Here is a 10,058-nt window from a genome sequence, read left to right as displayed (position 1 = left end):
GCTTTGCGGATATTCATTTATTAGTATAATTATGATGATTATAGGCGATTCAGAAGCGAGGCGATCGCTTACTTTATAGAAGATCCCACAAAACTGACCAAAATACCAAGAACTTGCTCAACTGGAGGAAGATTGTATTCTAAAAGTCCAATAGTTACAGTATTCGATTCCAACTTGAGAAATTTCCATCTATCTCCGGTGGTAACTGCACCAAAAATAGTGGGAATTGATTGATTGTTTTCTTGATTAAAATGCTGTGCAGCAATCATTTCAGAAATACACTGTCCTAACCCTCCATTTAAATCTTCTTTTTTTGCTTCAACCACAACCACTGCAGGTGCATCAATAAATAATTGTTCAGGAGAACGGCTAATTAAAAAATCGCAAACACCATTTAGTCCTACTGATTGGTCTACAGTAAAATCATTCCCAGAAAATAAACTAATTTGCTGTTGGAATATATCTTTCACTTCCAACAAAATAGGACATATCAGCATTTCTGACCTAGCTTTTTCTGTATTTAACGCCAAAGCTAAGGGTAAATATTTATCCAAAAAATTTGCTAAAAAAGGACTTGGTTGTTGCGGTTCGATAGATGTTAGAAAAGTGGTTTCTTCAATGATTGTTAAATTAAAATCTTGTTTGACACGTCGTAATGTAAAGTCGCTATAGGACATTTGTTTATTTTAGCTGCATTCGCTTTTTAAAGACACGCTGGAATGAATAACTGAAACGGCTAGAAATTACTCATATCGGGATTTTTTTGATTTGATAACTTTAATAACATCATCATGGCTTTGACCCTCAATAATGTCTTTGAGATGAATTTCCCCCTCAACATATTGAATGTGAGTACGCCAGCCCGAAATTTTATCAATATCAGCACGATAGATTGCTTGTTTGATACCTTTTATTTTGTGCAATCTTGTTTTTGTGAACTTTCGTGTTCTATGACATTCATAATCTTGCAGTTCCGCCAAGGCTTCTAGAAAATCAATTTTAAGTTCATCATTTGGTAAAATTTTCATGGCTTCATAAATGATGCCGTATTCATCGCAGAGAGTGAGTGTCTGTGCCATAAGTAACTACGACACTTCTACGATTTCTTGGTCTTGATGGAGAAAATCTTGGTACAATGACTCTGCTACACTCTTATATGCTTTGTTTAAATCCTGATGTTGAATTGCTCGAAACAAAGTGAATATTATTTGTCCAAAAATTGTATCTTCGTCAACTGTTAGAATTACTCTCAGTTTTTGGGAAACTTTTAGCATGTAGAGAGAAGATTCATAACCATTGGCGAGAGATGGTAAATTGAGGCGATGTAGCTTGTGATATACGGTGGACTTGTTGGTTAAGAAAATATCGGTACAGTCATTGATTTTGTTGATAACTGTTTCTTTCTCAGCTTGGCTTAATTTAGAGAGATCCTTTTCAAAATTTTTAGTTGACTCAATTAGAATATCCACAATAAACAGCTCCCCATTTTAATAGAGCTATTAGTCTTACCTCAATAATAACATAGCAACAAATATTTTACGTTGTTATTTATTGTTACCTAATAAACCTCGTCATGACTACCAAAATCTACGAACACAGCATTTCCATCCTCTGTGAAATAAAACAATACCCTTTCGTCATAATCCACACTGAAACTCCATAAATCCTTAAGTTTATCTGACAACTTGTGAGTTTTGAGACTAGGATTGTAAAGGTCTTTTGTAAACTGTTCCAATTTTTCTCAAAATCTTGCTTCTAAATCTACATTTCCCTTGATTCGCTTTTTAAAGACACGCCGGAATGAAGAACTGAAACTAACTTCCACACTTCACTCCTCTACCAGTGTTTTGAGTTCATTAATATTAGAGGAAAATTTCAGTTCACCCTTGTATTCTTCTAGTTGCGCTGTTTTGAATTTTTCGTATATCTCTTGACGGCGTTCTTCTCGTATATATTGCTGCAACAGCAATTGAAGTTCTTGCTTTTCTTCGATAGAAAGACCTTTGACTGCTTCAACAACATCACTGAAGCTCATAATCAGAAATATTTTTAGGGCTTACCTCATCAATTTAACATGAAGGTATTTGAGGTGGGTAATTTAGATGAAATATCGCACTTGTGAAATGATGATGGATAAACAATCAACAATATAGTTACTGTTTTATGGAATAAGAAGGTGCATTACTACTGTTGTATGTGTAGTCCATGTGTTATACCACCTTCAGAGTCAAATCTAGATTCAATAATTGAGAAAAACCGATCATCTTCTTGTTCAAAGTATCGGAAAATTGAATAAGCAATTATATCGGCTAGTTGAATTAGTCTTGATGCTCGTGAGTCGAGGAATAGAGGCACTTCTGAAAAATTCATTAGTTTACCCCAACTGTGTCCACTCGTTCTGAAGTCAGTTGCTAAACCCTGAATGGTTGATTCATAGGTTGACTTATCGAAAATTAAGTAATCAAACAAAAATATTTATCATTATTACGAACTACGCGAAGTTATCCTAACCCTTGTGATTGCTTCGTTTCACTCCGTTACACTCGCAATGACATTGTGTAATTAATTATGTTTAACTACTTATGATCCCCCTTTGAGTATCACCTTTTTTATGCAGTCTCACCAAATAATAGTCGAATCTACTGGCTAATTGTTCAAATGCAACTTCAACTGGATCTCTTGGAGAAACTACCACTTTTTTTATCACACTTGCAAATAAACGATTGCTTGGATGTGACTTTAAAAATACCTCTAAAATATCTTTAATTGCCTGTTCCCTGTCACTCTTTGGATAACTTCTCCACCTTCTTCGACCACTGAGCATCGGACTACCATGCAGCTCAACTGCTATGGGATCGGCAGGATCAAATCTTGCTGCAATTTTATCAAGCTCATTTTAAGCTTAAATCCCTACTGCTTCAACACTTTCATGGACAACCCAATCCGCTTCAACTTCTGATTCACTTCCATCACCCTTACCTTCACCACCTGTCCCACCTTCACAATCTCCTTGGGATCGGAAACAAACCTATCCGCAAGTTGGGATATATGCACCAACCCATCCTGATGCACGCCAATATCCACAAACGCCCCAAAGTTAGCCACATTTGTCACAATCCCTTCTAATTCCATCCCCTCTTTTAAGTCAGAAATTTCCTTAATTCCCTCTTTGAAAGTGGCATACTTGAACTCAGCACGGGGATCCCTTCCTGGCTTTTCCAATTCACTGAAAATATCCCTTAATGTGGGTTCCCCCACGGTATCGGTGACATATTTTTGCAAATCAGCCTTTTTCAACTTGGCGGCGATTTGGGTAATCTCTTTTAAGGGGACTTGCAAATCTGATGCGATCGCTTTCACAATTGCGTAACTTTCCGGATGCACTGCGGTATTATCTAATATATTTTCTCCCCCACGAATACGTAAGAAACCGGCTGCTAACTCAAAGGCTTTTGGCCCGAGTTTAGCAACTTTCAACAGTTGCTTGCGATTTTTAAAGGCTCCATTTTCGTTGCGATATTGGACTATATTATTGGCGACTGTGGAAGTTATCCCAGAAACGAAAGTTAGCAGTTCCTTGGATGCGGTGTTTAAATCCACTCCCACATAGTTAACGCAACTTTCCACGGTTTCATCTAATTTCTTTTTCAGCAATTTCTGATCTACGTCATGCTGATATTGTCCCACGCCGATGGATTTGGGATCAATTTTCACCAATTCTGCTAGGGGATCTTGTAACCTTCTACCGATACTAATGGCACCGCGCACGGTAACATCTAAATCAGGAAACTCTTGAGCTGCAACTTTACTAGCAGAATAGATAGATGCACCAGATTCATTGACAATAACTTTAATCGGCTTATTTGCTAAGACTTTTATAACTTCCCCGACAAACTCATCTGTTTCCCTAGATGCCGTACCATTACCAATAGAGATTAATTCTATTTTATACTTTTCTAACAGACCCTTGAGACTTTTTGCAGCTTTCATTCGTTGTTCATTACCAGAGTGGGGAAATATCGCCTGATATTCCAAAAATTTCCCCGTACTATCCAATATTGCTACTTTACAACCAGTACGAAATCCAGGATCTATCGCCATTGTCGGCTTCATCCCCGCAGGTGCAGATAGGAGCAATTCTCGTAAATTGGCTTCAAAGGTTTTAATCGATTCGATGTCTGCGTAGAGCTTCTTCTCAGCAATTACCTCATTTATTAAAGAATTTTTCATCAAGCGGTTAAATGCATCTTTCAACATCTCCTGATAAAAGCTGCGAATAGGGCGCTGTTTTGTACGAATTTCCTTTGCTTCCAAATAATCAAGCACCACATCTTCATCAAAATCAATTACAAAACTTAATATCCCTTCTTTCTCACCCCGACACAATGCCAATAAATTATGGGGTGCAATATTCCTCACCTTGTTTTCATACTCACGGTACATTTCAAACTTAGTTGTACCTTCAGGATAATCATCTTTGATACGGGAGACAAATACCCCTTCGTCTAACAAGTAATCCCGCAAATATGCTCGTGATTCGGCTTTCTCTGCCACTTCTTCTGCTAAGATATCAGCAGCGCCTTTCAAAGCTTCTTCGGCTGTTTTGACTCCCTGCTCTTGAGAAACATATTTCTGTGCTTCTCCTGATAAAGATGGGGACTCACCATTCTTCACATTTAAAGACTTAATAAACTCAGCCAGGGGTTCTAATCCCTTTTCCTTAGCAATAGTAGCGCGGGTACGACGCTTGGGACGATAGGGTAAGTATAAATCTTCCAGCTCCGTTTTTTGTAAACAAGCTTTAATTTTCCCTCCTAGCTCATCCGTAAGTTTACCTTGTTCAGCGATCGCTTTTAAAATTACTGCCTTTCTTTCTTCTAATTCCGTTAAGTAAGTATACCTATCTGCCAAATCACGCAGCTGGACTTCATTCATTTCTCCAGTACGTTCCTTACGGTAACGGGAAATAAAGGGGATTGTTGCACCTTCCGACAATAATTCCAGCGCATTCTGTACTTGAAAGGGTTTCAGGTTGAGTTCCGTGGATAGTAGTTGAGGAATGTTAAGCATTTGTGGTGTTAGAGAAAACAGCGCGTCGGGTAATTAATAGGTTAAATATTAGTAATATTCTGCTGATAATCCTGATTATATGGAGTTTTTCGGTTAATAAAAGGTTATGAAGTCATTAATCATATTTTGAAAGTATCAGCTAATGGTGATAAGCTAATATATCAGAAACTTTACAAATCTCAACCAAAGTCTCAGTTAAGTTGAGTGGTTACATCACAGGAAACATATAATTCAGTTTTGTATCAATTAGATACTCTGTCCTTGTAAATCCCATCAAAATTTTGTTGAAGTCGAGGTAAACATGCCTTTGTTATTTCTATTACCACTTTTTACGGCTCTCATCAGTGGATATATTTGTAAACGATCTACTGATGAAATTGGACAACTTGCAGGTGTATTAGCAGCTCTAAGCTTAGTTGTTAGTTTAGTATCAGCACCTTGGGAAATTCAGTTATTGTTGCTTATTGCTGTGTTAGTTATTACTCCCAAGCTCTTATGGAAAAATACTTATAATATTGAACCCAAACAAAAATAATGCTAATTGACAATAGTTAAGCTATAACAACAACCAGAATTTGATTGATTGTTCTAGCGATCGCTGTTAATAATTTGCAAGAATCACAAATTGATAGGGACATCCGTATTTACCTAGCATAGGACTACCAAAGCACGTTAGGACATTTTTGAAGCACCAAACCTATTAAACAGTAAACTTATTACTTATTACTTATTACTTATTATTTATTGATTAGGTGGAGGGTTTCAAATCTATTTTTCTTAACCAAGTTATCCAATCTTCTTGAGTCACAGATAATTCATCCCCTAATGTTTTAATATAAATAAATCCTTGACTAATAATTAAATCCCTAATTGGGTACCATGAATTTCTGTTTCTAATTAACAGGTCTAAAGGAATTACTCTGCCTCTAGCATACTTTTTATATTTCCACCACATTTGCCATAGTAATACAGATTGACTACACATGACTTGATAGCCTTTGGGCATTTTGTAATACTGAGATGAATAAAAACCAAGCTGATCTATTTGCCCTGACAAAATAAAGCTGTAATTAGCTAAAATTTCATTCATCAATGGCAAATAGGATGAATTAGCCTTCACAGAAAATTCTCGTGTGATTGCATTCAAATGAATTTTCAGAATAATACCTTCGTTTTTAGCAATTAGTTGATTACTATCACATACAAATTCAGCTATCAATGCAGAGTTAGATAGTAAAACTTGTCTTTTATTTAATGAATCTTTGACAAATTCAATAATTAGTTCTTTATCAGTCAACATTTATCTATATTAAAATTATTAATTTACTTTTTAATCAAAACTCACTGTTTTTTAAATTTACAATTTTTGTCGAACTAGCTGTATATTTTGCTTACAGGTGAGCGATAAAAAAAGATAAGTAGGTTGGCGTAAAAAATTATCGTTTGGATAAGGCAGGGGGCAGGGAGCAGGGAGCAGGGGGAACAAGGGTTTTAGGCTTATTTACTATTCTTCACATAGTTTGGTTTTATTGTGCCGACTTACTTAAATAGTAGTTGACATAACAAGATGAAGGTAGAATTTACTGATGTCGCCTTGGGTCGTATCTCTGACAATTTTTCAGAATTTAGAGCTATATTGATATAGTTCCCGGAAAATCTGGAAATATAACAGTGCATCTACTAATCATAAAAATGCTCACAGAACACAAAGCATGGTTAACATATGTGCTGTTAGCTACTATGTTATGCTTCGGTATTATTCTCAGTCACAGCAATTCTCCATAGGCTGGACAATTTGCTGAAATGCAGGCACTGACTAAGTAATAATTAATAAGTGATATCAAGTTCGGGAAATTACTTATTATTCGGCTCATGGTGCAAACATCTTAAAACTCTTTTTCTCCCTGCTCCATGCTCCCTGCTCCCTCCTCCTTGCTCCCTGCTCCCTTGCATTTCGAGCGAATGGTTATTTTTTATTTGGAAGTCCCTTAGGACTGGCTGAAAAATTCTTTAGTTTTTTCCATTAACACCACAGAGGAATATTTCCTAACTAAATAACTATCTCTATCGATCTTTGCTGCTATTTCTAATTCAGAAAAATCATCGGGTGCGGGTAGAGAAGTATCAATAATTCGATGCCAATAATTTCCTGATTCTAAAGGAGGTAACTCAAAATCAAGGTGTTCCCAATAAGCATTGAGCATAATGTGAAGATGTTCCCCATTATCCGGATGACATAAGGAAAAGGCAAGAGAATGAGAATACTCTCCATAATCAGGTTGACCTAAATATATTCCATGCCAAATTAAATGTGGTTTTTGACTATTATGCATAACTGCTAAAAAATTTTCTTGCCGAAAAATTTCTAATGCTTGAATAAAATAAATCAATTTTGTGACAAAATTCCGCAACCCATTATGCTTAGTTGTCAAACTCCAGTCAAACCAACTTAATTCATTATCCTGACAATAAGCATTGTTATTTCCTTTTTGGGTACGTTTGACTTCATCTCCCATGAGAAACATGGGGGTTCCCTGAGACAGAAACAGAATGGTAAAGAAATTTTTGATTTGTTGCGATCGCAATTTTTCTATTTCTGGGTCATCTGTGACTCCTTCTACACCGCAATTCCAACTAAAATTATCATTAGCACCGTCACAATTTTCTTCTCCGTTAGCTAGATTATGTTTGCGATTGTAGGAAACTAGGTCATTGAGAGTAAAACCATCGTGACAGGTAATAAAGTTAACGCTACGATTGATATCCTTATCTAACCGCGAATAGATGTCGGGACTAGCTAAAATTCTTGCTGCTAAGGTTTTAACCGAATTGCGATCGCGTTTGAGAAAACGGCGGATATCATCCCGAAATGGACCATTCCACTCAGCAAACCAATCTGCTAATTCGACAAACTTGCCCACACTATATAATCCCGCCGCATCCCAAGCTTCGGCAATCAGTTTTGTCCCAGCTAAAACAGGATCGGATTCGATGACAGAGATAATACCTGTAATCCCCGTTTCTTCATGTATCGGTTGTCCTAAAGTATTCCTTCCCAAGACAGTAGCCAGGTCAAAACGAAAACCATCGACGTGCATTTCCGAAACCCAGTAGCGCAAGGAATCCAGAATCAATCTACCGACAATGGGGTGATTGCCTTTCAGGGTATTGCCACAACCACTATAATTTTTGTACTGAGCGGGATTCTCATCTAAAATGTAGTAAGTTTGGTTATCCAAGCCCCGGAATGAGAGAGTTGGACCTGACTCGTTACCTTCTGCGGTGTGGTTAAAAACCACATCCAAAATTACCTCAATTCCTGCTCCATGCAAGGCTTTAACCAAATCCCGAAACTCATCCACTGCATCTTGTGGATCACTCTGGGAACTGTAACCCCTATGAGGCGCAAAAAAGCCAATTGTGCTGTAACCCCAATAATTGGTCAGTCCAGGAGGTGCATCCTGGGAATCAAAGTGGTGGACGGGTAGCAATTCGACTGCGGTAATTCCTAATTCCTTCAGGTAGGGGATTTTTTCTATTAAACCAGCATATGTGCCTCGTTTGGATGGGGATACACCGGAGTTAGGATGGCGAGTAAAACCGCCTACGTGTAACTCATAAATGACACTACAAGCATAGGAAGTTCTCGGATGTAGATCCCCTGACCAATCATAGGTACTAGGATCTATTACCACTCCTTTGAGGGCTTGAGCGCAGTTATCTCCCGGACTCAAGGCTGCTTGGCGATCATAAGTTTCATCTCCGACAATTGCCCGTGCGTAAGGGTCTAGTAATACCTTACTGCTATCAAAACGGTATCCTTTTTCTGGGTCAAACTTGCCGTCAGCTCGGTAAGCGTAAATCTGTCCTGCCTTAATTCCTGGTATAAAGATATGCCAGTAGTGATAAGTATTGTTTAATACAGGATCGAGTTTAATTGTTTGAGTTGGTTGAGCAGCATTAGCAGTGTCAAATAATAGCAGTTCTATAGCCGATCCATGTTGGGAAAAGATGCAGAAATTTACCCCATCAGGATAAACTGTAGCTCCCAAGGGGAAACTCTTTCCAGGTAATACTTTGAGATTTTCTGCCATTTTAGTTATCCTTGGGGATTGTTCCTGGGTGTTTGGGTAGGCATATCACTGCTCATGGAAACCTCGTCATAATTGCCCATGAGCCACCTTAAGTCCCAGACAAAGAACGCAGACTTTCATCCATATAGGAGCGATCGCCTAATTTTTGCAATAATGGCCCATAGATGCCAAACTTAATCACACTAATGGAGGCAGCTGGCATATCAATGCGATCGCGGTAACGTCCTAACTCAATACCCAAAAGACTACAGAGGATAATTCTAATAGTAGCTTTATGGGAGACAAGTAGTACATTACCATTTGTATATTTTTGCTCAATTTCGCCAATTACTAAGGAAGCACGACTAGCAACTTGGACTGCTGTTTCTCCTCCTGTGGGTGGATTCCAGGCAGGTTCAGTCATCCAGCGAATATAATCCTCTTCATGGTGCTGTTTGACAAAATCTGCGGTTTTATTTTCCCATTCTCCATATCTAATTTCTTTCAACCCTTCCCGTAGTTGCATATCAATACCCACGGCATCACACAGAGGTTTAGCTGTAGCAATAGTCCGTTTCATGGGACTGGCATAAACTGCATTCCAAGGTAATTTTTGGTAGGTATGGGCAAATGCTTCTGCCATCTGTAATCCTTCAGATGTGAGTTCGGCATCTATTTCACCACAGTAGCCACCAGTACGGCTATAAGTGGTTTCTCCATGTCTGAGAAGGTATAGTGTTAAGCTCATGATTTTTTCTTTAAATTTTTGATTCTCCTATATCAGAGCCTCAATTTTTGGGAATCGTCCGCAAATGCTTCTAATTTTCTGAGATACTCTAGGTGGTTAATCCATTTATTGGCAATTTTCTAAGTAATCAAGTTAAATAACTCGGGATTACTCAACACCCCCAATGT

11 protein-coding genes are annotated in these 10,058 nt (G+C 37.9%); 1 reads left to right on the top strand and 10 read right to left on the bottom strand.

Annotated elements, in window-relative coordinates; genetic code table 11:
* Positions 1–68 precede the first annotated feature (68 nt).
* From CALSC_RS08940 to CALSC_RS08905, 7 genes are all read right to left on the bottom strand, one after another.
* Positions 69–677 carry a hypothetical protein gene (locus CALSC_RS08940; RefSeq protein WP_088241014.1) on the bottom strand — a complete coding sequence of 203 codons (609 nt, stop codon included), beginning with the start codon at positions 675–677 and terminating at the stop codon, positions 69–71.
* A gap of 66 nt (positions 678–743) precedes the next feature.
* Positions 744–1,079: a hypothetical protein gene (locus CALSC_RS08935; protein ID WP_088241013.1), complete on the bottom strand. Its 336-nt coding sequence runs from the start codon at positions 1,077–1,079 to the stop codon at positions 744–746.
* Positions 1,080–1,085: 6 nt separating this feature from the next.
* On the bottom strand, positions 1,086–1,469 hold the full coding sequence (locus tag CALSC_RS08930; protein WP_088241012.1) for a hypothetical protein: 384 nt from the start codon (positions 1,467–1,469) through the stop codon (positions 1,086–1,088).
* A gap of 89 nt (positions 1,470–1,558) precedes the next feature.
* A complete protein-coding gene (locus CALSC_RS08925) occupies positions 1,559–1,735 on the bottom strand; it encodes a type II toxin-antitoxin system RelE/ParE family toxin (RefSeq protein WP_200817598.1) in 177 nt (58 codons plus the stop codon).
* A 93-nt stretch (positions 1,736–1,828) separates the two neighbouring features.
* Positions 1,829–2,035: a hypothetical protein gene (locus CALSC_RS08920; RefSeq protein ID WP_200817597.1), complete on the bottom strand. Its 207-nt coding sequence runs from the start codon at positions 2,033–2,035 to the stop codon at positions 1,829–1,831.
* A 149-nt stretch (positions 2,036–2,184) separates the two neighbouring features.
* A complete protein-coding gene (locus CALSC_RS26965) occupies positions 2,185–2,469 on the bottom strand; it encodes a DUF3800 domain-containing protein (protein WP_235006733.1) in 285 nt (94 codons plus the stop codon).
* Positions 2,470–2,910: 441 nt separating this feature from the next.
* The gene (locus tag CALSC_RS08905) at positions 2,911–5,070 is read right to left on the bottom strand and encodes a Tex family protein (protein ID WP_088241010.1); all 2,160 of its coding nucleotides are present in this window, start codon (positions 5,068–5,070) and stop codon (positions 2,911–2,913) included.
* 301 nt (positions 5,071–5,371) lie between these two features.
* Between CALSC_RS08905 and CALSC_RS08900 the strand changes: the two genes are divergently transcribed.
* The gene (locus CALSC_RS08900; protein WP_088241009.1) at positions 5,372–5,605 is read left to right on the top strand and encodes a hypothetical protein; all 234 of its coding nucleotides are present in this window, start codon (positions 5,372–5,374) and stop codon (positions 5,603–5,605) included.
* Positions 5,606–5,818: 213 nt separating this feature from the next.
* Here CALSC_RS08900 and CALSC_RS08895 read toward each other — a convergent pair whose 3' ends face one another.
* The 3 genes from CALSC_RS08895 to CALSC_RS08885 form a co-directional block, all read right to left on the bottom strand.
* Complete coding sequence (locus CALSC_RS08895) at positions 5,819–6,370, bottom strand: hypothetical protein (RefSeq protein WP_088241008.1); 552 nt, start codon at positions 6,368–6,370, stop codon at positions 5,819–5,821.
* Positions 6,371–7,058: 688 nt separating this feature from the next.
* Positions 7,059–9,164 (bottom strand): glycogen debranching protein GlgX, encoded by a 2,106-nt coding sequence (gene glgX / locus CALSC_RS08890; protein ID WP_088241007.1) that lies wholly within the window; start codon positions 9,162–9,164, stop codon positions 7,059–7,061.
* A gap of 88 nt (positions 9,165–9,252) precedes the next feature.
* Positions 9,253–9,891, bottom strand: a complete 639-nt coding sequence (locus CALSC_RS08885) for a histidine phosphatase family protein (RefSeq protein ID WP_088241006.1) — start codon at positions 9,889–9,891, stop codon at positions 9,253–9,255.
* Between the last annotated feature and the right edge of the window lie 167 nt (positions 9,892–10,058).

It is taken from the genome of Calothrix rhizosoleniae SC01, assembly GCF_900185595.1.
GTDB classification, from domain to species: Bacteria; Cyanobacteriota; Cyanobacteriia; order Cyanobacteriales; family Nostocaceae; genus Calothrix_A; species Calothrix_A rhizosoleniae.
The sequence above is the reverse complement of the archived record's forward strand: the minus strand, read 5'-3'. Positions and strand labels throughout refer to the sequence as shown.

Bases quoted from the DNA above. Each gene is read 5' to 3' on its own strand.
- CALSC_RS08940 (WP_088241014.1), bottom strand. From the start codon at position 677: ATGTCCTATAGCGACTTTACATTACGACGTGTCAAACAAGATTTTAAT.
- CALSC_RS08935 (WP_088241013.1), bottom strand. From the start codon at position 1,079: ATGGCACAGACACTCACTCTCTGCGATGAATACGGCATCATTTATGAA.
- CALSC_RS08920 (WP_200817597.1), bottom strand. From the start codon at position 2,035: ATGAGCTTCAGTGATGTTGTTGAAGCAGTCAAAGGTCTTTCTATCGAA.
- CALSC_RS08905 (WP_088241010.1), bottom strand. From the start codon at position 5,070: ATGCTTAACATTCCTCAACTACTATCCACGGAACTCAACCTGAAACCC.
- CALSC_RS08900 (WP_088241009.1), top strand. From the start codon at position 5,372: ATGCCTTTGTTATTTCTATTACCACTTTTTACGGCTCTCATCAGTGGA.
- CALSC_RS08895 (WP_088241008.1), bottom strand. From the start codon at position 6,370: ATGTTGACTGATAAAGAACTAATTATTGAATTTGTCAAAGATTCATTA.
- glgX (WP_088241007.1), bottom strand. From the start codon at position 9,164: ATGGCAGAAAATCTCAAAGTATTACCTGGAAAGAGTTTCCCCTTGGGA.
- CALSC_RS08885 (WP_088241006.1), bottom strand. From the start codon at position 9,891: ATGAGCTTAACACTATACCTTCTCAGACATGGAGAAACCACTTATAGC.